The organism is Sphingomonas aliaeris (genome assembly GCF_016743815.1).
Lineage (GTDB): Bacteria > Pseudomonadota > Alphaproteobacteria > Sphingomonadales > Sphingomonadaceae > Sphingomonas > Sphingomonas aliaeris.
On record NZ_CP061035.1, the window covers coordinates 1,926,573 to 1,949,897 of the forward strand.

Below are 23,325 nucleotides of genomic sequence, written 5' to 3' on the forward strand. Positions count from 1 at the left end.
TGCACGACCGTGTCGCTTGAGTGTCGCCGCGCGCTCGCCTAGATCGCTTGCCCATGACCGCACCCTTCATGTCCACGAACGACATCCGCCGCTCCTTCCTCGATTATTTCGAGAATGCCGGCCACGCCCGCGTCCAGTCCGCACCTTTGGTGCCGCAGAACGATCCGACGCTGATGTTCGTCAATGCCGGGATGGTGCCGTTCAAGAACGTCTTCACCGGGCTGGAAAGCCGCCCCTACAATAAGGCGACGTCAAGCCAGAAGTGCGTGCGCGCAGGCGGGAAGCACAATGATCTGGACAATGTCGGCTACACCGCGCGCCATCACACCTTCTTCGAAATGCTCGGCAATTTCTCGTTTGGCCAGTATTTCAAGGATCAGGCGATCACCCATGCCTGGACGCTGCTGACCAAGGTCTGGGGCCTGCCCGCTGACCGGCTGACCGTCACCGTCTATCATACCGACGACGAGGCGTTCGACCTGTGGCGCAAGATCGCCGGCCTGCCGGAGGAGCGGATCATCCGCATCCCGACGAGCGACAATTTCTGGACGATGGGCGATAACGGCCCGTGCGGCCCATGCTCCGAAATCTTCTACGATCACGGCGATCACATTCCCGGTGGCCCGCCCGGCAGCCCGGACGAGGATGGCGACCGGTTCGTCGAGATCTGGAACCTCGTCTTCATGCAATATGAGCAGGCCGACAACGTCATCGTTGCCGACCTGCCCAAGCCTTCGATCGACACCGGCATGGGGCTGGAGCGGATCGCCGCCGTGCTGCAGGGGGTGCACGACAATTACGATACCGACACGTTCAAGGCGCTGATCGCGGCAAGCGGCGCGCTGACCGGTACGCCGACGACCGGCGACAATCAGGCGAGCCACCGGATCATCGCGGACCATCTGCGCACCAGCGGCTTCCTCGTCGCAGACGGCGTGCTGCCGGCGAACGAAGGGCGCGGCTATGTGTTGCGCCGGATCATGCGTCGCGCGATGCGCCACGCGCATCTGCTGGGTGCGAAGGAGCCGTTGATGCACCGGCTGGTCCCCGCGCTGATCGCGGAAATGGGCGCGGCCTATCCGGAGTTGTTGCGTGCGCAGGCGTCGATCGAATCGACCCTTGTGCAGGAGGAAACGCAGTTCCGCCGTACGCTGACCAACGGCCTGCGCCTGCTGGACGAGGCGACGGCGGGGATGACGCCGGGCGCCACCCTGCCGGGTGAAACCGCGTTTAAGCTCTACGACACGTTCGGCTTCCCCTACGATCTGACCGAAGACGCGCTGCGCTCACAGGGGTTCGGCATCGACCGCGAAGGATTCGACGCCGCGATGGCGCGCCAGAAACAGGCAGCGCGTGCGGCGTGGAAGGGATCGGGCGCAAAGGCGTCGGACGAAGTGTGGTTCGACATTGCTGAACAGTCCGGCGGCACCGAATTCCTCGGTTATCGGGACACGGCTAGCGAGGGACAGGTAGTCGCGCTCGTCAAGGACGGTGTTCGTGTTGAACAAGCTGATGCTGGCGACAGTGTTTCGATCATAGTTAATCAAACCCCCTTCTACGGGGAGAGTGGCGGGCAGGTTGGCGATACCGGCTACATAACCGACGAAAACGACCTGCATGCGCATGTTGTTGAAACGTCCAAGCAACTTGGTCGGGTTTTCGTTCATCACGCTGATATAAGCCAAGGCAGCGTCAAGGTCGGCGACACGGTCAAGCTTCAGATCGACACCGCACGTCGCGACCAGATCCGCGCCAACCATTCCGCTACGCATCTGTTGCACGAGGCGCTACGCCAGCGGCTCGGCCTGCATGTCGCGCAGAAGGGCAGCCTCGTCGCGCCGGACCGTCTGCGCTTCGACTTCTCGCAACCGTCCGCGATCGATCCTGCCCGGATCGGTGAGGTCGAGGCCGACGTCAACCACCAGATCCGCGGCAATAGCGCCGTCTCGACGCGCCTGATGACGCCCGAAGAGGCGATCGAGGAAGGCGCGATGGCGTTGTTCGGTGAGAAATATGGCGACGAGGTCCGCGTCGTGTCGATGGGCGATGAGGCGGACGGCAAGGTCTATTCGCTCGAACTGTGCGGTGGCACGCATGTGGCCGCTTTGGGCGATATCGGCCTGTTCAAGGTCGTCGGCGAAAGCGCGGTATCGTCCGGCGTGCGTCGTATCGAGGCACTGACCGGTGAAGCGGCGCGCCAATATCTGGCGTCGCGCGACGAAAAGCTGCGCGAGGCCGCCGCGACACTCAAATCGACGCCCGACGAGGTCCCTGCGCGCGTTGCGGCCCTGGTCGAGGATCGCCGCCGGTTGGAACGCGAACTGGCCGAAGCGAAGAAGGCGCTGGCGCTGGGCGGCGGGGCAGGGGCCGCGCCCACTGGTCCGGAACAGGTCGGCGGCGTCAACTTCGTCGGTCAGGTGTTGCAGGATTTCGACGCGAAGGGCCTGCGCGGCGCGGTGGACGAGGCCAAGCAGCGCATCGGATCGGGCATCGCCGCGATCGTCGCGGTCAATGACGGCCGCGCCTCGATCGCGGTCGGCATCACGCCGGATCTCGCTGGCAGCCACAATGCCGTCGACCTGTTGCGGATCGCCGTGGCGGTGCTCGGCGGGCAGGGCGGGGGCGGGCGTCCCGACATGGCGCAGGGTGGCGGACCGGACGGCACGAAGGGCGACGACGCAATCGCCGCAATCCGGGCGGCACTCGCAAACTGATCGGCCGCGGCGTCCTGTCCTACACCGCGGCGGCAGGCTATGCCGCTGCGGTTCTTTGACATTGCTGCTGTTTAAGTCTGATCGGGTTGGGCGCGCCGCGCTCGACAGACGGTCCGTACCGTGTGACTTTCTGTGAACTTCGGCCGATGGTCGCGCGGATCATCGAGATCTCACCGCGGCCCGTGCTGGCAACGCTTTCCATGTCGGGATCGCACTTAGCTTACCTAACGACTGCCACCGGAACATCGCTTCGACATGGTCGGCGCAAACGGTCGTGGAAAGGGTCCGACAGTGTGACCCCGGTGTGACCTTAGTGCATGATGACATAAGGTCGGTCTACCTCTACCGTTCGTCCTGAGCTTGTCGAAGGGCGGGCCCGGGACAGGTGCTTCGACAGGCTCAGCACGAACGGGTTTTTTAAAGTCATCGCATTCTAGTGTACACTTCCGCCGGATCACACCGACCGCAATGGCGGCCAGAATCAGGCGACGTTCTCGCCCAGCGTACTCGGCCCCGGCGTCTGGCGACGCAGGCGCTTTAGTCTAGGATCGCGGTCCATTTCGGCTACCGCGCGTATTTCCTTACGAAGTTCGTCACGCTTTTCATGGATCGAAGCAATCACCGGCCCCACGGCGACCCCCAGGTCGACCAGCACAGCCTCCGACAATTGCAAAGAGCTTTCCAGCGTTTCCGGCACCGCATCGGTCGCACCCGCCTTGTACAGTTGCGCGGCGTGGGCGGTGTCGCGGGCACGTGCGACGATGGTCAGGTCGGGCACCCAGCCGCGCACGCGCCGGGTCAGGTGTACGGACAGAACAGGATCATCCATCGTCAGGATCAACGCCTTCGCCCGGCCGAGATTGAGCCGGTCGACCAGTTCGCTGCGCGCGACATCGCCGAAGATCACGGGATAACCTTCCAGCCGGGCGGCGGCGACCGCATCGATATCAGCCTCGACCGCGACAAACGGCTGATTATGAACCTTCAACATATCGGCGACCATCCGGCCGACGCGTCCAAAGCCGATCACGACCGTGCCGGGGCCTTCGGGCGGAATCTCCAGTTCGCTGCCGTCACCGCTGCTGCGTTTCTCGATCCGCTTGGCGGCACGCTTGCCGAGCTGGGCGAGCAACGGCGTGATCGTCAGGCCGATCGCAGTCACCGTCTGCCAGAAGTTCGCCGTGGACGCCTGGATCAACTGCGCCTGCGCCGCGGTGCCGAGCACGATCAGCGTCGTCTCGGACGGGCTGGCCATCATCACGCCGACTTCCGCCGCCACGCCATTGCGGATCCGCGCCAGCTTCAACAGGCCGAACGTCACCGCCGTCTTCACCGCGACGACCCCGACGATCGCGAGCAGCAGGCTGACCCAATGCTCCGCGATCAATTCGACGTTGAGGCTCATGCCCACCGTGATCAGGAAGACACCCAGCGCAAGCCCCTTGAACGGCGCGGTAATCACCTCGACCTCGCTGTGGTAATCGGTCTCGGCGATCAGCAGGCCGGCCAGCAGCGCCCCGACGATCGGCGACAGGCCAGCCGCGGTGGTGGCAAGGCTGGCGGCGATCACCACCAGCAGGGACGCGGCAAGGAACAGTTCGGGACTCTTCGTCCGGGCGGCCTGCGCGAACAATTTCGGCAGCAGCATCCGGCCGGCCAGAAAGATCACCGCAACCGTGATCGCGCCGCGCCCCAGCACGCCGATGATGTTGGTCAGCCCGTCGCCCGACGCGCTCGGAGCCAGCGCGCCCAGGACGAAGATGATCGGGACGAGCGCCAGATCCTCGAAAAGTAGCATCGCGAACGCGGTGCGCCCCACGATGCTGCTCGTTCCCGCGATCGGCAGCACCAGAGCGGTCGAGGACAAAGCCAGAGCGATGCCGAGCGCCGCGGCCCCGGTCGATGCCTGTCCCGCAACGTACAGGCCGATCCCGATCAGCATGCCGGACGCGAGCAACTGCGCCGCGCCGGTTCCGAAGACCAGCGAGCGCATCGACCACAAGCGTTTGAGCGAAAGCTCCAGGCCGATCGAGAAGAGCAGGAGGATGATGCCGAATTCGGCAAACGGTTCGATCGAATGCGCGTCGGAAATCGTCAGGTAATAGAGCCAGGGATATTCCTGCACCCAATTGCCGAGTCCCGAAGGCCCGACGAGCAGACCGACCAGGATGAACCCGATGACCGGGCTGATCCGAAAGCGGGCGAATGCGGGGATGACGATGCCAGCCGCACCGAGAATGACGAGGGCGTCGCTGAAGCCGCTATTGTCGAGGGGGGAGGCCATGGCGGTCATCTAACCGCGAAAGAAAGCCGTTGTCAGCCCTCTGATCGCCGTGCGGACGCGCTTATTCGCGCCGGGAGGTGCCGCCCGCCGGATACCGGCGGGCGGGTGTTCGACTTAACCGCGTGCGCCCATGGCGTTTTCGAGATTGACGCGGACCTGCTCGAAGAATTGCTCCGTCGTCATCCACGGCTGTTCCGGGCCGATCAGGATCGCCAGATCCTTCGTCATATGGCCGTTCTCGACCGTCTGGACGCAGATCCGTTCCAGCAATTCGGCGAATTCCGTGACTTCCGGGGTGCCGTCGAACTTGCCGCGATACTTCAGACCGCCGGTCCAGGCGAAGATCGAGGCGATCGGGTTGGTCGAGGTCGCCTTGCCCTGTTCGTGCATGCGGAAGTGACGCGTGACGGTGCCATGCGCTGCCTCGGCCTCAACGGTCTTGCCGTCCGGGGTCAGCAGAACGGAGGTCATCAGGCCCAGCGAGCCGAAGCCCTGTGCGACCTGATCCGACTGCACGTCGCCGTCATAGTTCTTGCACGCCCAGACGAACTCGCCGTTCCACTTCAGCGCCGATGCGACCATGTCATCGATCAGGCGATGCTCGTAGACGATGCCCGCTTCCTTGAACTTATCCTTGAACTCGCTCTCGAACACTTCCTGGAAGATGTCTTTGAAGCGGCCATCATAGGCCTTGAGGATCGTGTTCTTGGTCGACAGATAGACCGGCCATTTCAGGTTCAGGCCATAGTGCATCGAGGCGCGAGCGAAGTCGCGGATCGAATCGTCCAGATTGTACATCGCCATCGCCACGCCGGCGCTCGGGAACTGGAACACTTCCTCATCGATAATCGTGCCGTCATCGCCTTCGAATACGAGGCGCAGCTTGCCGGGACCGGGCACCTTATAGTCGGTCGCGCGATACTGGTCGCCGAACGCGTGGCGACCGACGACGATCGGGTGCGTCCAGCTGGGGATCAACCGGGGTACGTTCTTGATGACGATCGGTTCGCGGAAGACCACGCCACCCAGGATGTTGCGGATCGTGCCGTTCGGCGACTTCCACATCTTCTTAAGGGCGAATTCCTCGACCCGCTGCTCGTCCGGGGTGATCGTAGCGCACTTCACGCCCACGCCGTATTTCTGGATCGCCTTGGCGGAATCGACCGTGATCTTGTCGTCCGTCTCGTCGCGCTTCTGCACGCTCAGATCGTAATATTCCAAGTCGATATCGAGGTAGGGGAGGATCAGGCGCTCGCGAATCCACTGCCAGATGATCCGCGTCATCTCGTCGCCGTCGATCTCCACGACAGGCGTCTTTACCTTGATCTTCGCCATGTTGCTCTTGTCCATTCTGGGGAGGTTTGGGGAAGCGTCTAGGAGCAAGGGCGGACCGGATCAACCTCTTGGGCGCGTCTGGCCGGCACGGATCGGCTGCGGCGGCGCCAACGAGCGTTGTCAGCATGCGACCCGACCGGTAGAACGGGCGCATGGCATCCCTAGAAAAACCGCCGGTGGTAACCTCCACGATCAAATGGCGTTTCCCCGAAATGCATCCCGAAGGCCGCAAATACGTCCTGATCGCGCTGACCGTCACATTGCTGTGCACGTGGATGATCTCGAACGTGCTATTCTGGCCGCTCTTGGCAGTGACCGCCTGGGTCGTCGCGTTCTTTCGCGATCCGGTGCGGGTGACACCCCAGGGCGATGGTTTGATCATCGCGCCGGCCGATGGCCTGATCACGATGATCCAGCGCATGCCCGTGCCGCTTGAACTGGCGGGCGAGAATGGTCTCGGCGCCGCACCTTTGGTCCGTGTGTCGATCTTCATGTCGGTGTTCGACGTGCACATCAACCGTACCCCGATCGCAGGTACGATCCGTCAGGTCGTCTATATTTCCGGCAAGTTCGTAAACGCCGATCTCGATAAGGCGTCCGAAGAGAATGAGCGTCAGCACATCGTCGTCGAAGGCAAGGACGGACGTCGCGTGGGCTTCACGCAGATCGCCGGTCTCGTCGCTCGCCGTATCCTGGGATTCGTAAAGCCCGGGGACACGGTCGCGACGGGACAGCGTGTCGGATTAATCCGCTTCGGCAGTCGTGTCGACGTCTTCCTTCCGGACGACTTCAAGTGCCAGGTGTGCCTCGGCCAGCGGGCCGTGGCGGGGGAAACGATCCTCGGGCGTGTCGGCGGCGTCGTGCCGAGCGGTATTTCGCAGTGACGGCCACCCACAGGATCGGGACGATGACGGCATGGCGATGAAGCGATCACTGCCGCGCGTGCGGCGCGGTCTTCCACTGCGTGCGGTTGCGCCAAACGCGATCACCGCGCTCGCACTGTGTTGCGGCCTTACCGGAATCCGCTTCGGTATCTCGGGCGATTTCGAGATCGCCGTGACGATGATCATGCTGGCTGGTGTCTTGGACGGACTGGATGGCCGAATTGCCCGGATGCTGCACGGTGAGAGTCGGTTCGGTGCCGAACTGGACTCGCTCGCCGACGCGATATCCTTCGGCGTTTCCCCCGCGCTGATCCTGTACTTATGGTCGTTGAAAGACTTGCCGAGAATCGGCTGGCTTTGCGCTCTCGTTCTTGCGGTATTTTGCGCGCTCCGGCTGGCACGGTTCAATGCGCAGATTGATCTCGAGGAACAACCTCACAAATCTGCCGGCTTTCTTACCGGCGTTCCGGCCCCGGCGGGTGCCGCCCTCGCGATGCTGCCGTTGTTCTTCTGGGTTTGGACCGGGGAAGAACCGTTCCGATCGCCGTACCTCGTCGCGCCGTGGGTGGCGGCGATGGCGACGCTGATGATATCCAGCGTCGCAACCTTCTCGTGGGGATCGATGAAGCTTCGCCGTAATATCCGGTTCGAAGCGCTTGCGATCGTCGTTTTGCTCGGAGCCGCCGTCATCTCAGCGCCGTGGCACACGGTCTCAGCGCTGTGTGTCGCCTATTTAATATCGATACCGTTCAGCATCGCCAGTTACGCACGGATCAAGCGGCTGCGCGCTGCGCCTGCGGTGCCGGGAAGTGCGCCGATCGCGAGCGCAGGGCATGACGTCGGTCCCTGAGAACGAGCGCCCGCATCGTAGCGACATCATCGCGTCCAGATAGCAGCGATATGATCCGCGGCATAGCGGGCGCCATCGTGTGAACGATCACCGTCAGCGAAACAGCCAGCGCCGATCCAAAAACCAAAAAAGCTACAACCGTCATCATTGCCCAAACTCCCTGAACATGGGCTAGAGTATGGAACAAGAAACTCGCTTCGGCGTGTTCCGTTCCATGTCCGCCTTGTGAACCCGTTATGTTCTACTCATGTTCCTGCTGTCAACGCTTGATTTCTGGACAGGCCCGCGGTAATGGGCGCGCCTTCATACCGCATGGGAAGCATACATAGCCGGTGTCCTGGGCTTCGCCCGATGGATCACTCGCTTCCCAGAGGAACAACCGGAAAGGATATTATTATGGCGGCACCTGTCGTCTCGATGCAGCAATTGCTCGAAACTGGCGCGCACTTCGGACACCAGACGCACCGCTGGAACCCGAAGATGAAGCCTTACATCTTTGGCGACCGCAATGGCGTCCACATCCTCGATCTGTCGCAGACCGTTCCTCTCTTCGCCCGCGCGCTCGAGTTCGTTGCAGCCTCGACCGCCGCTGGTGGTAAGGTGCTGTTCGTCGGCACGAAGCGTCAGGCGCAGGAGCCGGTCGCAGAGGCCGCCCGTCGTTCGGGCCAGCATTTCGTCAACCATCGCTGGTTGGGCGGCATGCTCACCAACTGGAAGACGATCAGCAATTCGATCAAGCGTCTCAAGACGCTCGAAGAGCAGCTTACGGGCGATACGCACGGCCTGACCAAGAAGGAAGTCCTGCAGTTGACCCGTGAAAAGGACAAGCTGGAGCTTTCGCTCGGCGGCATCCGCGACATGGGCGGCATCCCGGACGTTATGTTCGTGATCGACGCCAACAAGGAAGAGTTGGCGATCAAGGAAGCGAACACGCTGGGTATCCCGGTTGTCGCGATCCTCGATCTCGAACGTTTCGCCTGACGGTATCGCGTTCCCGGTTCCGGCGAACGACGACGCCAGCCGCGCTATCCGCCTGTATTGCGAAGCGATCGCGATCGCAGCGACGCGTGGCGGACAGGAGCAGCAGCAGCGTCGTGGCGTCGATGTCGGCGCGATGGAGCGTCCTCCGGTCGAGGAAGCGCTGACGGTTGCACCGGTCGAGGCATCCCCCCTCGGTCGCGGCGGATACGGTGGTTGGGGAAGCGGACTTTGCGGCAGCAGATCCGGAATCTCGGGCGGCATCGAGCGAGCCGGAAACGGCTGTCGAGGGCGAGCGCCAGATCGACGCGTAACTCCAGGGCTTCGACAAGCCTCATACCCGTCCGTGCTGAGCCTGTCGGAGCGCTGTCTTTCTCTTGCAACAAGAGCAGGGCAGCCCTTCGACAAGCTCAGGGCGGACGGTTCATTTAAGGCCCGTTCGGGTCGCACAAGGAAGGATGAGAGACATGGCCGAGATTACGGCAGCAGCAGTGAAGGACCTGCGCGAGAAGAGCGGCGCAGGCATGATGGATTGCAAGAAGGCGTTGACCAGAATCGGGCGGCGACATGACGGCGGCGATCGATTGGCTGCGGGCCAAGGGCCTGGCGTCGGCCGCGAAGAAGTCCAGCCGCACCGCGGCCGAAGGTCTGGTCGGCGTCGAGGTTTCGGGCACCAAGGGTGCAGCGGTCGAAGTCAATTCCGAGACCGATTTCGTGGCGAAGAATGAGCAGTTCCAGTCGTTCGTCCGCGACGTCACGTCGGTCGCGCTCGAAAAGGGTGACTCGATCGACGCGATCAAGTCCGCTCCTATGGCCGGCAAGACCGTCGAGGAAGTCCTGACGAACAACATCGCCACGATCGGCGAGAACCAGAACATCCGTCGCGCCAAGCGTCTGGAAGTGACGTCGGGTGCGGTCGTTCCGTACGTCCACAACGCCGCCGCGACCGGCCTGGGCAAGATCGGCGTTCTGGTCGCGCTGGAGAGCGAGGCCGGTGCCGACGTTCTGGAGCCGCTCGGCAAGCAGATCGCGATGCACATCGCGGCCGCTTTCCCGCTGGCGCTGAACGAGGAAGATCTGGATCCGGAAGTGATCGAGCGCGAGCGTGCGATTGCCACCGAAAAGGCAGCCGAGAGCGGCAAGCCGGCCGACATCATCGCCAAGATGGTCGAGGGCGGCATCGCGAAGTACCGCAAGGAAAACGCTCTGGTCAGCCAGTTGCTGGTCATGGACGGCAAGACCAAGATCTCCGACGTCGTCGCCAATGCGGCGAAGGCCGCCGGCACGCCGATCAAGCTGGTCGATTATGTCCGGTTCCAGCTCGGTGAAGGCATCGAGAAGGAAGCTTCGGATTTCGCAGCCGAAGTGGCCGCCGCATCGGGTGTCAAGCAGCCGGCATAAGCCGCACTGCCTGATCGAACAGAAGGGGCCGTGTCGCAGGACGCGGCCCCTTTGCTGCATCTGGCCCATCCAAAAGCTTACCTCGGGCCGATCGACATTCAGCCCTGACGGCCTGCAAACGGCGGTTTCGCGCGCTTCCGGTGCTCACGTACCGAGAGTATGCTGCGCTCCGGGTCACGCAAAACCACCGTTTTCGGCACGTCATCTTCTGAATGTCGATCGGCCCCAAATCAGATATCGCGTTATGAAGTTTCGGGGGAACGCGCCGACTTGCTCCCAGCCGGCCGCGAAAGCATAGCCTTCCCGCTTCCAATCCCGCGCCCGCACCACTAAGGTCCGCGCCGCCCCCGACATCAATTTATTGGATTCCCGTGACAGCACCTTCGTACAAACGCATCCTGCTCAAATTGTCGGGCGAAGTCCTGATGGGAGAGGGTGGTCTGGCGATCGATCCTGCGGTGACGGCGCGCGTCGCGCAGGAGATTGCCGATGCGAAGGAGCAGGGGTTCGAGCTGTGCGTGGTGGTCGGCGGCGGTAACATCTTCCGCGGCATGGCCGGTGCGGCGCGCGGCATGGACCGGGCGACCGGCGATTATATGGGCATGCTCGCGACGGTGATGAATGCGCTGGCCGTCCAGAACGCTCTGGAACAGATCAACGTGCAGACGCGCGTGCAATCGGCCATTCCGATGGCCAGCGTCTGCGAACCGTTCATTCGCCGCCGTGCGATGCGTCATCTGGAAAAGGGCCGCGTCGTGATCTTTGCCGCAGGCACGGGCAGCCCGTTCTTCACGACCGATAGCGGCGCGGCATTGCGCGCGGCTGAAATGAAATGCGATGCGCTGTTCAAGGGGACGTCGGTGGACGGGGTGTATGATGCCGATCCCAAGACGGTTCCGACCGCAAAACGTTATGAAACAGTAAGCTACGACACGGTGCTTGCTGACAATCTCAAGGTTATGGACGCAAGCGCCATCGCCTTGTGCCGCGACAACGACATTCCGATCGTCGTGTTCAACATCCGCGACCACGGCAATCTTGCCGCGGTTCTGGCGGGCGAGGGCATTTCGACGACCGTCAAGAAGGAGGGCTGACATGGCCGCATATGACAAGACCGATCTCGAACGCCGCATGACCGGCGCCGTCGAAGCGTTGAAGAGCGATCTGGTGGGCCTGCGCACCGGCCGCGCCTCGACGTCTTTGCTCGATCCTGTGACGGTCGAGGTGTACGGCGCGCACATGCCGCTGAACCAGTTGGCAACGGTTTCGGTGCCGGAGCCGCGGATGCTGTCGGTGCAGGTGTGGGACAAAATGAACGTCGGACCGTGCGACAAGGCGATCCGTTCGGCCGGCCTGGGCCTGAACCCGATCGTCGACGGCACGACGCTGCGCCTGCCGATCCCGGATCTGACGGAAGAACGCCGCAAGGAACTCGCCAAGTTGGCCGGCAAATATGCGGAAGATGCACGCATCGCCGCGCGTAACGTACGCCGCGACGGAATGGATTCGCTCAAGACGGACGAGAAAAAGGGTCTTTTCGGCGAGGATGACCGCAAGAAGCTTGAGACCGAGGTTCAGAAGCTGACCGACAAGACGATCGCCGAAATCGACGCGGCGGCAAGTGCCAAGGAAAAGGAAATCCTCGGCAAGTGAGTTCGGCGCCGGCCACGATTCCCGCTGCGGTCGGAGAGGCGTCGGGCGGACCGACACATCTGCCGCGCCACGTCGCCATCATCATGGATGGCAACGGGCGCTGGGCGAAAAAGCGCTTTCTACCCCGGATTGCCGGGCACAAGGCGGGTGTCGAGGCAGTGCGCAAGGTCACGCGTGCCGCGCGCGCGCTGGGGATCGAGGCGCTGACGCTGTACGCCTTCTCATCGGAGAACTGGCGACGCCCGGAACAGGAAGTCAGCGATCTGATGGGGCTGTTGCGGGTATTCATCCGCAGCGATCTGGACGAATTGTCGCGCGAGAATGTGCGCCTGCGGATCATCGGCGATTACCGGCGGTTTTCGCCCGATCTGGTCAAGCTGGTGGACGATGCGGTCGCACGCACCTCGACCAATGACGGTCCGATCCTGGTGATCGCGCTGAATTACGGCGCGCAGGCAGAAATCGCCGCGGCCGCGCGGACACTGGCCGAAAAAGTCGCCGCCGGGGGAAATGCGCGCCGACGCGATCGACGAGGCGGCGATCGATGCGGCGCTCGACACGCGCGACCTGCCACCGCTGGACCTGATGATCCGCACGTCCGGCGAGGTCCGCCTGTCGAACTTCCTGCTGTGGCAGGCGGCCTATGCCGAACTGCTCTTCGTCGACACGCTGTGGCCCGATTTCGACGGCAACTGCCTGGAACAGGCCGTCGCGACGTTCGGCCAGCGTCAACGGCGCTTCGGCGGCCTGTGACGCCGGCCGACACCGGCCGAAGACGCAGGTCCGACCTGCCGGTGAGGGCCGCGACCGGCGCCGCGATGATCGCGGTCGCGGCGAGCGCGCTGTGGGTCGGCGGTATCTGGTTCTGGCTGCTGTGCGTGGTCGGGGCGATCGTGATGCTGGGCGAATGGGCCGACCTGGTCGGGACGACCGCCGCGCACAAAAGGATTGCGCAGTTCAGCCTGTCGGTTCCGCTGGCGACGATGGCACCAGCATCCCTGATCATCGAAGTGCACTATTTCTTCACGCTGGGCCTGCTGTTCGGCGCCGCATTCTTCGCGGTGATCGTCACGCGGAAACGCGAACTGGCGGCCGGCATCCTGTATTGCGGCCTTCCGGTGCTGGCGCTCGTGTTCCTGCGGCGGCAGGATTACGGCATCGTCTTCACGCTCTGGGCACTGGCGCTTGTCTGGGCGTGTGACATCGGCGCATATTTCTCGGGACGGACGTTCGGCGGGCCGAAGCTGGCACCCCGGATCAGCCCCAACAAGACATGGGCCGGATTGATCGGCGGCACGATCGCCGCGAGCCTGTTCGCGGCCGTCATGCATTACCAATACGGGCTGCCGTGGCGGATGACGCTGGCGACCCCGGTGCTGGCGGCGATCGCACAGGGCGGCGACCTGTTCGAAAGCTGGCTGAAGCGCAGGGCAGGGGTGAAGGATAGCGGATCGATCCTGCCCGGTCATGGCGGCGTGCTGGACCGGCTGGACGGTCTGGTGCCGGTCGCGCCGATCGCCGCCATCCTCCTGATCCTGCCGAGATTTTACGCATGAAGACCGTGACGATTCTTGGCGCGACCGGATCGGTCGGCAGTTCCACGCTGGACCTGATCGAACGCGATCCCGACGGTTTCGAGATCCTCGCGCTGACGGCGAATTGCGACACGGAGAAGCTTGCGGCGGCGGCGATCCGGACGCGGGCGAAGCGCGCGGTCGTCGCGGACGAGGCGTGTCTGGGCGACCTGCGCGACCGGTTGGCGGGCAGCGGGATCGAGGCGGCGGGCGGCGCATCGGCGTTGATGGAAACGGCGGCAATGGGCGCGGACTGGACGATGGGCGCCATTGTCGGGTGCGCCGGGCTGGAACCGGTGATGGCGGCGGTGGAGCAGGGCGGCGTCGTCGTCCTCGCCAACAAGGAGCCTCTGGTTTCGGCCGGCGACGTCATCCTGGACGCAGCCAAACATAGCGGTGCGACATTGTTGCCCGCGGATTCCGAACATAATGCGATTTTCCAGTGCTTCGACGCGAGCCGGCCGGGCAACGTGCGGCGGATCATCCTGACGTGCAGCGGCGGGCCGTTCCGCGACTGGTCGAGCGAGCGAATGCGCGACGTGACGCCGGAACAGGCGGTCGCGCATCCCAACTGGTCGATGGGCGCCAAGATATCGGTCGATTCCGCGACGTGCATGAACAAGGGGCTTGAACTGATCGAGGCAGCGCGGCTGTTCCCCGTGCCGCACGACGCGATCGAGATCGTGATCCACCCGCAATCGGTGATCCATTCGCTGGTCGACTATATCGACGGTTCGGTGCTGGCGCAGTTGGGGCCGCCCGACATGCGCACGCCGATCGCGCATTGCCTGGCCTGGCCCGACCGTATGGCGACCCCGATGGAGCCGCTGGACCTGATTGCGATCGGGCGGCTGGAATTCGCTGCGCCGGACGAAATGCGCTTCCCCGCGTTGCGGCTGGCACGACAGGCTCTGGATGCGGGTGGCGCGCGACCCGCCATCCTGAATGCGGCGAACGAGATCGCCGTGGCAGCTTTTCTCGCGAAATCGATCGGCTTCCTCGAAATTGCCGCAATCGTCGAACATACGTTGGATCGCTACGATCCGCCTGCGCCGAAGAAGCTGGATGAGGTCCTGGCAGTCGACGCGGGGGCGCGTGCGATCGCGTCTGAACGTGTGAAGGAATACGCGAGTTGATCCAAAGCCCCGGCCTATTGCTGACGATCCTGGCGTTCGTGCTGGTCATCGGGCCGCTCGTGTTCGTGCACGAAATGGGGCACTATCTCGCCGGGCGCTGGTTCGGCGTGAAGGCCGAGGCCTTCTCGATCGGCTTCGGCAAGGAAGTGTTCGGAATCACCGACAAGCGCGGGACGCGGTGGAAGTTCGCGTGGCTGCCGCTGGGTGGATACGTGAAGTTCGCGGGCGACATGAACCCGGCCAGTCAGCCCGATCCGGACTGGTACCTGCTGCCCGCCGCCGAACGCGCACAGACGTTCCAGGCGAAGCCGTTGTGGCAGCGCGCGATCATCGTCGCGGCTGGTCCGTTCGTGAATTTCGTACTCGCCTTCCTGATCCTGATGGGGTTCGCTTTGGTCTATGGCGACGGGCGGACGCCGCCGATCGCGCGCGAGATCGTGGCGGGCAGCGCGGCGGCGAAGATCGGTATGCAACCGGGCGACCGGATCGTCGCTCTCGGTGGGCGCAGCGTCGATACGTTCGACGACGTCGCGAAATATATCCAGCTGCGGGCCGACGAAACGGTTCGGGTGGATTACGAGCGGTCGGGCCGAGCGGTGAGCGCGGACGCCGCGGTCGGATCGCAGATGTTGCGCGACCGGTTCGGCAACGAATTCAAGCTTGGACTGCTCGGCATCGCCCCGGTGAAGCCGGTCTGGGTTCCGGTCGGCGTGGCGGAGGCTCCGATCGTCGCGGTCAAGCGGATGGGTTCGATCCTGACGATGATGGTCGACAGTATCGGCCAGATCATCACCGGGAAGCGTCCGGTCAGCGAGTTGGGCGGACCATTGCGCATCGCCAAGGTATCGGGCGAGCAACTGGCGCTGGGCATTCCGGACCTGATCGGGTTGATCGCACTGGTTTCGATTAACTTGGGGTTCATCAATATCTTGCCAGTTCCGATGCTGGATGGTGGCCACCTGTTCTTCTATGCGCTGGAGGGGATCAGGCGGCGTCCGGTCCCGCCGGCCGTGCAGGAGTGGGCGTTTCGGGGCGGATTGATCGCAATATTGACGCTGATGCTGATGGTGACGTTCAACGATCTTGGTTCGTTCGGAATATGGAAGAGCCTCGCCGGGTTGATCGGTTGACGCAGGTAAGGCAGGGCGGGCGCGCAATTTGATCGGCCTGCGTAATTTCTCCGTTTTGGGGTGGGATAGTGACAGCGAATTTGGTTTCTAAATACGGCGCGCGCGCCACGAGGGTCTTGCTGGCCGGCACGATGCTGTCCAGCCTGCCGCTCGCCGCCCACGCACAGGGGCAGGCCGCTCCTGCGCCGCAGCTGGCGACGCCTGCGCCCGTCGCGGCGCCGGTGACGCGCACGATCCTGTCGCTGCGCGTGGAGGGATCGCAACGTATCGAGCAGGATACGGTGCTGTCCTATACCAAGCTGCGCGTCGGCCAGCCGTTCACCAACGAGACGCTGGATCAGGCGATCAAGGATCTGTACTCGAGCGACTTCTTCGCCGACGTGTCGATCGCGGGGGCCGAGAGCGGCAATATCGTGCTGCGGATCCGTGAGAACCCGGTGATCAACCGCGTCATTCTGGAAGGCAATAAGCGCCTGAAGGAAGACAAGATCCGGAAAGAGATCAAGCTGGCGCCGCGCCAGATCTTCACGCGCACCGCGGTGCGGCAGGATATCGCGCGCATCGTCGAACTGTATCGCCGCCAGGGTCGTTTCGCCGCCTCGATCCAGCCGAAGATGGTCGCGCTGGACCAGAACCGCGTCGACGTGGTGTTCGAGATCAGCGAAGGATCGAAGTCGAAGGTCCGCGCGATCAACATCATCGGCAACGAGGTGTTCAAGGACAGCAAGCTGCGCGAACAGATGGCGACGAAGCAGGCGCGCCTGACGACGCTGCTCAGCTCGAACACCAGCTACGACCAAGACCGGATGGCGTATGACCAGCAGAAGCTGCGCCAGTTCTACCTGACCGAAGGTTATGCCGATTTCCGCGTGACATCGGCGGTGGCCGAGCTGACGCCGGACAAGAAGGACTTCATCATCACGTACGTGGTGGAAGAGGGCCCGCGCTATAAGTTCGGCGACGTGACGGTCGACAGTTCGATCCGCGATTTCGACAACAAGAAGCTCGCCGAAGGCCTGACGATCAAGAAGGGTGACTGGTACGACGCGAAGAAGGTCGAGAATTCGGTCGATCAGCTGAACGAGACGGCCGGTCTGTTCGGCTATGCCTTCACGGAGGTGAACCCGGAGTTCAACCGCGACCGCGAAACGCTGACGATGTCGATGAACTTCAACATCGCCGAGGCGAAACGGTCGTATGTCGAACGCGTCGAGATCAACGGCAACACGAATACGCAGGACAAGGTGATCCGCCGCGAGATCCGCCTGGCGGAGGGCGATGCGTTCAACAGCTTCCAGGTGAAGCGTTCGACGGATCGCATCAACTCGCTGGGCTATTTCCAGGACAAGTTCGAGCTTAAGCAGAATCCGGGGTCGGCGCCCGACCGCGTGATCCTGACCGCGGATATCGAAGAAAAGTCGACCGGTGAATTGCAGCTGTCGGCAGGCTTCTCCAGCCTCGAAAGCTTCATCATCCAAGCATCGATCCGCCAGCGCAATTTCCGCGGCAAGGGCCAGGAACTGCGCGCCAGCGTCAACTATTCGAGCTATTCCAAGTCGATCGAACTGGGCTTCACCGAGCCGTATCTGTTCGACAAGAACATCGCGATCGGCGGCGACATCTTCCGGCGCGATTACAATTCGTTCAACCTGACGGCGAGCGGCGATCGCAACACGACATACCAGCAGGTCTCGACCGGCTTCCAGCTGCGTACCGGCGTGCCGTTGACCGAATACTGGTCGCTGTCCGGCCGTTATGGCTTGAGCTTCGACAATGTGACGCTCGACAAGTCGACCTATTATACGAACGGCGTCTGCGACCCGATCCGCGCCGGGCGGTACCTGTGCGATTCGATCGGCAACCGTGCGACGTCATCGGTCGGCTACTCGCTGGTGTATGACAGCCTCAACAGCCGCTTGCGGCCGAGTGCCGGCCACAACTTCATCTTCAGCCAGGATTTCGCCGGGCTGGGCGGTGACGTGAAGTATATCCGCACGAAGTTCAACGCCTCGAAGTTCTGGGGCATCGGTGGCGGCTTCATCGCATCGGCCCGTGCCGAGGGCGGATACATCAAGTCGCTGGAAAAGAGCCGCGGGGTGGGGATCGACAAAATCCGCATCACCGATCGCTTCTATCTGGGCGAACCGGACTTCCGCGGTTTCGACATTCGCGGCGTCGGTCCGCGCGTGCAGCGCGTTCCGTACGTCACGGACGCGAACGGCGTGCAGACGCTGACCACCAATCGCGACAATATCGTCGATGATGCCTTGGGTGGTCGTGCCTATTATTCCGGCCGTCTCGAACTGGAAATCCCGCTGGGTTCGGGTGCGCGCGAACTGGGCCTGCGTCCGTCCATCTACGTTCAGGCCGGTGCTCTGTTCGGCGTGACGCGCCCGCTGCCGACGATCGCCAATTGCGCCAACGGTGCGACGACGAGCTGCTTCCCGACGCTGGCGAACGGCGCAATCGGGCAGGCGTTCATCCCAACGCTCGACGCTTCCGGTGCGCAATTATATTCGTTCACGCGGGCGGACGGTGGCCAGATCACGACGACGTGCCCGGTCGGCATTCCCGACAGCACGGGGGCCTGCAACGGGATCGTGCCGAATACCCGGCTCGGCCAGGCGATCGATCCGTTCCTCGAACGCTTTGTCGGCGACTCCGCAAAGCCGCGTATTTCCGTCGGCGCGGGCGTCAACTGGACGTCGCCGTTCGGGCCGCTCCGCATCGACGTGGCCTATGCCCTGCTGAAGGACAAAGGCGACGACACCAAACTCGTAACATTCAACGTAGGGACTAGTTTCTGATGAACACGTACAAGAAGTTGCTGCTCGCAGCCGTTCTGGTTGCTCCCGCCGCCATCATGGGTGCGACCCAGGCGAATGCACAGGCCGTCGCCGTCGCGGATCCGCAGGGCGCGATCGGCAATACCAAGGCGTTCACCACCGCCGTCACGCAGATCCGCACGCAATATAAGGCGCAGCTCGACCAGTCGACCGCACGCCGTGCCGCCGTGCAAAAGGAAATCGAGGCGCTCGCACTGGCGCTCGACACCGACAAGAACGGTCAGGTCAGCCAGCAGGAACTGGAAGCCGCACAGGCTGCCAAGCGTCCCGAAATTGCTGCGATCCAGCAGAAGCAGACCGCCGTGCAGCAGGAAGTCGGCCGCCTGGAGGCACCGGCTGCCCGTGCGCAGCAATATGCCGCCGAACAGATCGCGCTGAAGTATGAAGGCGCGTTGCAGTCGGTCGTGTCGAAGCGTGGCGTGCAGTTGATCGTCCGTCCCGATGCGGTCGTCTTCGCCCAGCCGGCGTCGGACCTGACGCCTGCGATCACGACCGAACTCGACACGCTCGTGCCGACGGTCAGCATCACGCCGCCGGCCAACTGGCAGCCCGGCCAAGCCGGTGCAGCGGCCCAGCAGGCAGCACCTGCCGCTCCTGCCAAGAAGCCGACCACCCGGTGAGTGAAGACGCAGCCCCGGCCGCGGAAGCCGTGACGCTTGGTCCGCTCGATATCGGGCGGATCATGGCGGCACTGCCGCATCGCTATCCGATGCTGCTGGTCGACCGGGTCGAGGAAGTCATCCTCGACCGGTCGATCGTCGCCATCAAGGCGGTGACGATCAACGAGCAGTTTTTCCAGGGGCATTTCCCCGGGCGCCCGATCATGCCGGGCGTGCTGATCGTCGAGGCGATGGCGCAGGCGGCGGGGATTCTCGCGCTGGAATCGCTCGGGCTGGCCGGTACGGGGAAGCTCGTTTATTTCATGTCGATCGACGAGGTGAAGTTCCGCAAGCCGGTCGAGCCCGGTGTGCTGCTTCGTCTGGAAGTCGAGATCGTGCAGAAAAGCTCGCGAAGCACGAAGTTTGCGGGTCGCGCCTTGATCGATGGCAAGCTGGCGGCCGAGGCGAAGTTCATGGCGATGATCGCCGATCCGCCGAAGGCGGCCTGACAGGCCGAAACAAAACTTGCTGAAACGTGGTTCGCCGTGTAGTGCGCCGCGCTTGTCCCGGCTGGTCGGAAACCAGCCACTGACGGAGATTGAACATGAAGAAGAACATTCACCCCGATTATCACACCATCAAGGTGCAGATGACCGATGGCACCGTGTACGAAACCCGCTCCACCTGGGGCAAGGAAGGCGACACGATGACTCTGGAAATCGATCCGCTGGCGCATCCGGCATGGACCGGCGGCCGCGGCCAGATGCTCGACACCGGTGGTCAGGTCGCACGCTTCAACAAGCGTTTTGGCGGCCTTTCGTTCGGTAAGAAGTAAATCGACTTTTTCGCGTCGTCCTTAACGACGCATTAGGCAATCCGGGCATAGGCTTCCCTTCGTGAGGTTCACGAAAGGGAAGCCATGTTCGCCGCCGAGTTCGAACCCGCCGAGGTAACCGGCCACCGGAGTACGTCACGGGCGGCGGTCTCGATCAATGCGCGCGTGGGCCGCGGCGGATTTTATCGCACGTTGTGCAAGGTCACCGACCTGTCGATGCACGGCGCGCGGCTACAAACCTATTCCGCCATGCGGAAGGGCGACACGATCTGGCTGACGCTGCCCTTGATCGGTCAAATCGCCGCAACGGTCATGTGGGCCGACGATTATGAAGCCGGTTGTCGCTTCGGCCATCCGCTGGATGCGGATGCCTATGAAACACTGGCTGCGCTGGCGACGCCGAACAGTTGACGCCGTTCATGGCGTTTTCGAGCTGTCTCGTCCGATACGGCCCGCCGTTGGTCATGTCAGAACCGGTCGGCGCTGCGTGTGGCGTTACACATCCTGCGATGTAATCACTGCGACGCCTATTGAATACGGAAGCTACGTGCGCGGCAGGCGTCATCGCCATAATGCTACATTTGAAGCCCCCATCATCGATCGAGATGGGTGTGAGGCTTAGGCAGGCTGCGCGCTTAGGACTGGAATGATGAACGTACGGGATTTCGGCGCAACGTGGTCGGAGCGGCGCTGACGCCGGTCGGCACTGTGACAAGCGTTCGAAATGCATCGCGCCGTTATTTCACGGCGCATCCCCTGATCCTGACGTTCGACCCCCGATTTGTCGCTGGCCTGTCGTTGACGGCGCATTCTTCCGCCACTGCTTCAGATCGGTTCGTCGGTTATCCAAAGGATCGGAGCCCCCCTTCCAACGTCCTTTCCGTGCAATTCGCGTTGGAACGAAATTCGCCTCCCTGCATTTCACAGAGGTCGAATTTCGCGTTGCGAAATTCCATTCCTCGGAGGGTGTCGCTACCGCTTACAGGTCGGAAATCGATCGGTTTGCAGCCCCGCAATTCTACCGTTGGCACAAAACATGCTTAATTTTCCGCGTCGTAGCTGAAGTGTCTACGACGACGAGTAGTGATCGAGGGAGAATTTCCATGAAAAAATTTTCGCCGCAGCCGTTGCTGCAACTGTTGCCTTCGCAGCTGCGCCTGCAGCCCAGGCAGCGCAGTTCCTGACCCTGACGGGGCCCAGCGGCACCTATGGCGACGATAACGTGACGTGCGCTGGTGGTGGGGTTTTCTGTTCGTTCGAACGTACCTTCACGTTCACCACGCCGACTGGCTTCAACCTGGCGAGCTCGGACATCACGTCGCTGTTGACGGGCAATAACCAGGCAACGAATCTCGATCTGACGACCGTGACGTTGAACGGTAAGGACTTCAACACCGTCTTGTCCGGTGTGCAAGAGTTCCGCAACCTGCTCAACCAGACGATCGTTGCTGGCGGCACGAACACGCTGTTCGTTTCCGGTACCGTTGGTCAGGCCGGTTCGCCTACGCCCGCTAACGCTTCGTTTACGGGCAACCTGTCTTTCGCGACGCAGGTGGCAGCCGTTCCGGAAACCGCAACCTGGGGCATGATGATCCTGGGCTTCGGCATGATCGGTGCGGCGTCGCGCAGCCGCAAGGTCAAGACGAGCGTCAAGTTCGCCTAACAGCCTTCTCCCACGGGGGACATTGAGCCGCTGGCCGAAAGGCCGGCGGCTTTTTGCTGGGATCGATCGATAGCGGCACTCAGGCAGCCCGTAGCCGGCGCAAAGGCCCGCGTGATGGCCCTATGTGGTTGGACCATTTCCCGGCAAACAAACTATCACGCCAGATCCGGACGCCTCGACCAGACCTTATCTCCACTGACAGTTCCAAGCGCCATGTCGGAGCGGGGAGCCTGGCCAAACCATCGGCACGTACCGGTATAGCCATGCTCCGGGGGCAAGCCGGTCGGTGGATAAAATCCGTCGCTCCTGCTTACACACCAAGTCGGCATCTAGGAAGAAATGCCGGAAAACCGCGGTTGGCACAGATCATGCAAAGCTTCCGGTGAGGGCGCTGTCGCCATATATTTATCGGAGGTTCATCCCAATGCGTAATGTCTATCGCGCCGCCATCGCAGTTGCTGCCCTCGCGCTTTCCGTGCCAGCCTCGGCAACCGTCACGGTAACCCCTTCATCTGCCGATTCGGACGGTTCCTTCTCGATCGGTTTCAGCGGCGCGAACGTTGCGCGGCCGTCCTTCACGGAGTCGTTCACGTTCTCGACCACGACCAGCGGCTTTCTGAGCGCGATCGTCTCCACCACGGGTGGCGGATCAAATTCGAGGAACGACGTCGATTTCACGAGCGTCTTCATCACAGGCCCCGGCAACGTGACGTACGTTCTGACCCCGACCAGCAACTCTGACATCAACGAGACTCGCTCGTTCGATGACATTTTCGTCGGCATTGGTTCTTACACGTTGACCACGACCGGCACCTTGCGCGGCACGAATGGCGCCTATGGCGGCAACATCGCCTTCAACGCGGCTGCTGTTCCCGAGCCGGCAACCTGGGGCCTTATGGTCCTCGGCTTCGGCATGATCGGCGCCGCTGCACGCGGCCGCAAGGTGAAGACGAACGTCAAGTTCGCCTAACATCGGTTTCTACATGCGAACGAGAAGCCGTCAGTCGATAGACTGGCGGCTTTTTTCGTAAACAACCGTCGAGGAGATTGCATGTGGACGGGGTGGTTATCTGCTTCTGGCTCACGATTATCGCCATTGTGGGGCTTATCTTCGCAAAAGCGATGGTTCTTCACATGATCCGCGGTGAACGCGCTGGGCGCCGCCGCCAACGGCGGGACGACCTGACGGTCATCGCCGATCCCGCACGTAAGAGCGCAAGAAAGTAACCATCGGCGAATGGCTTATCGCGCCGCCGATCTGATCGACTGTCACCGCTGTCAAATACGTCCGCTGCTCCCGCTGTGGGAGAAGCGACATGAGCAGAACGGAAAGGACTGAGAGGGCTGCGCGAGGCAGGGAGACGAGGCGGAGGCCCTATCAGCCGGGATTGGCCGCTGGATCTTGACGTTTGATCGATATCAATGACAGACGGCCGACCAGCA

18 protein-coding genes and 3 pseudogenes are annotated in these 23,325 nt (G+C 62.7%); 19 read left to right on the forward strand and 2 right to left on the reverse strand.

Going from position 1 to position 23,325, the window contains the following annotated elements; translation table 11 throughout:
* The first annotated feature begins 53 nt into the window (after nt 1-53).
* On the forward strand, nt 54-2,714 hold the full coding sequence (alaS, locus tag H5J25_RS09115) for an alanine--tRNA ligase (protein ID WP_202095798.1): 2,661 nt from the start codon (nt 54-56) through the stop codon (nt 2,712-2,714).
* A gap of 481 nt (nt 2,715-3,195) precedes the next feature.
* On the opposite strand, the gene H5J25_RS09120 is transcribed toward alaS, so the two are convergent.
* Nucleotides 3,196-4,998, reverse strand: a complete 1,803-nt coding sequence (locus H5J25_RS09120; protein ID WP_202096242.1) for a cation:proton antiporter domain-containing protein — start codon at nt 4,996-4,998, stop codon at nt 3,196-3,198.
* A gap of 114 nt (nt 4,999-5,112) precedes the next feature.
* A complete protein-coding gene (locus tag H5J25_RS09125) occupies nt 5,113-6,333 on the reverse strand; it encodes an NADP-dependent isocitrate dehydrogenase (RefSeq protein ID WP_202096244.1) in 1,221 nt (406 codons plus the stop codon).
* 152 nt (nt 6,334-6,485) lie between these two features.
* Here H5J25_RS09125 and H5J25_RS09130 point away from each other — a divergent pair, with 152 nt between their 5' ends.
* From H5J25_RS09130 to H5J25_RS09215, 18 genes and pseudogenes are all read left to right on the forward strand, one after another.
* Nucleotides 6,486-7,217 (forward strand): phosphatidylserine decarboxylase, encoded by a 732-nt coding sequence (locus H5J25_RS09130; protein ID WP_202095799.1) that lies wholly within the window; start codon nt 6,486-6,488, stop codon nt 7,215-7,217.
* Nucleotides 7,218-7,248: 31 nt separating this feature from the next.
* Entirely contained in the window at nt 7,249-8,067 is an 819-nt protein-coding gene (pssA, locus tag H5J25_RS09135) for a CDP-diacylglycerol--serine O-phosphatidyltransferase (protein ID WP_202095800.1), read from the forward strand.
* A gap of 396 nt (nt 8,068-8,463) precedes the next feature.
* Nucleotides 8,464-9,220 (forward strand): annotated as a pseudogene (gene rpsB / locus H5J25_RS09140) (30S ribosomal protein S2); the annotation flags it as partial.
* A gap of 292 nt (nt 9,221-9,512) precedes the next feature.
* Nucleotides 9,513-10,446 (forward strand): annotated as a pseudogene (gene tsf, locus H5J25_RS09145) (translation elongation factor Ts).
* Between the two features lie 371 nt (nt 10,447-10,817).
* Complete coding sequence (gene pyrH, locus H5J25_RS09150; RefSeq protein ID WP_202095801.1) at nt 10,818-11,540, forward strand: UMP kinase; 723 nt, start codon at nt 10,818-10,820, stop codon at nt 11,538-11,540.
* A gap of 1 nt (nt 11,541) precedes the next feature.
* Nucleotides 11,542-12,099 carry a ribosome recycling factor gene (frr, locus tag H5J25_RS09155; RefSeq protein WP_202095802.1) on the forward strand — a complete coding sequence of 186 codons (558 nt, stop codon included), beginning with the start codon at nt 11,542-11,544 and terminating at the stop codon, nt 12,097-12,099.
* 83 nt (nt 12,100-12,182) lie between these two features.
* Nucleotides 12,183-12,852, forward strand: a pseudogene (uppS, locus tag H5J25_RS09160) (polyprenyl diphosphate synthase).
* Nucleotides 12,849-13,655 carry a phosphatidate cytidylyltransferase gene (locus H5J25_RS09165; protein ID WP_202095803.1) on the forward strand — a complete coding sequence of 269 codons (807 nt, stop codon included), beginning with the start codon at nt 12,849-12,851 and terminating at the stop codon, nt 13,653-13,655. The pseudogene uppS and the gene H5J25_RS09165 overlap by 4 nt, the downstream one beginning before the upstream one ends.
* Nucleotides 13,652-14,809: a 1-deoxy-D-xylulose-5-phosphate reductoisomerase gene (locus tag H5J25_RS09170; RefSeq protein ID WP_202095804.1), complete on the forward strand. Its 1,158-nt coding sequence runs from the start codon at nt 13,652-13,654 to the stop codon at nt 14,807-14,809. Before H5J25_RS09165 ends, H5J25_RS09170 begins: the two co-directional genes overlap by 4 nt.
* Nucleotides 14,806-15,939, forward strand: coding sequence for a M50 family metallopeptidase (locus H5J25_RS09175; protein WP_202095805.1), 1,134 nt, complete (start codon nt 14,806-14,808; stop codon nt 15,937-15,939). The genes H5J25_RS09170 and H5J25_RS09175 overlap by 4 nt, the downstream gene beginning before the upstream one ends.
* A gap of 65 nt (nt 15,940-16,004) precedes the next feature.
* The gene (gene bamA / locus H5J25_RS09180; RefSeq protein ID WP_225883504.1) at nt 16,005-18,746 is read left to right on the forward strand and encodes an outer membrane protein assembly factor BamA; all 2,742 of its coding nucleotides are present in this window, start codon (nt 16,005-16,007) and stop codon (nt 18,744-18,746) included.
* Nucleotides 18,746-19,405, forward strand: a complete 660-nt coding sequence (locus H5J25_RS09185; RefSeq protein WP_202095806.1) for an OmpH family outer membrane protein — start codon at nt 18,746-18,748, stop codon at nt 19,403-19,405. The genes bamA and H5J25_RS09185 overlap by 1 nt, the downstream gene beginning before the upstream one ends.
* Nucleotides 19,402-19,893 carry a 3-hydroxyacyl-ACP dehydratase FabZ gene (fabZ, locus tag H5J25_RS09190; protein WP_202095807.1) on the forward strand — a complete coding sequence of 164 codons (492 nt, stop codon included), beginning with the start codon at nt 19,402-19,404 and terminating at the stop codon, nt 19,891-19,893. The genes H5J25_RS09185 and fabZ overlap by 4 nt, the downstream gene beginning before the upstream one ends.
* Nucleotides 19,894-19,988: 95 nt before the next feature.
* Complete coding sequence (gene rpmE, locus H5J25_RS09195; RefSeq protein ID WP_202095808.1) at nt 19,989-20,219, forward strand: 50S ribosomal protein L31; 231 nt, start codon at nt 19,989-19,991, stop codon at nt 20,217-20,219.
* 84 nt (nt 20,220-20,303) lie between these two features.
* Nucleotides 20,304-20,630: a PilZ domain-containing protein gene (locus H5J25_RS09200; RefSeq protein WP_202095809.1), complete on the forward strand. Its 327-nt coding sequence runs from the start codon at nt 20,304-20,306 to the stop codon at nt 20,628-20,630.
* Nucleotides 20,631-21,330: 700 nt separating this feature from the next.
* Nucleotides 21,331-21,882, forward strand: coding sequence for an FxDxF family PEP-CTERM protein (locus tag H5J25_RS09205; RefSeq protein ID WP_202096248.1), 552 nt, complete (start codon nt 21,331-21,333; stop codon nt 21,880-21,882).
* 382 nt (nt 21,883-22,264) lie between these two features.
* Nucleotides 22,265-22,852: an FxDxF family PEP-CTERM protein gene (locus H5J25_RS09210; RefSeq protein WP_202095810.1), complete on the forward strand. Its 588-nt coding sequence runs from the start codon at nt 22,265-22,267 to the stop codon at nt 22,850-22,852.
* An 83-nt stretch (nt 22,853-22,935) separates the two neighbouring features.
* The gene (locus H5J25_RS09215) at nt 22,936-23,109 is read left to right on the forward strand and encodes a hypothetical protein (RefSeq protein ID WP_202095811.1); all 174 of its coding nucleotides are present in this window, start codon (nt 22,936-22,938) and stop codon (nt 23,107-23,109) included.
* Nucleotides 23,110-23,325 lie beyond the last annotated feature (216 nt).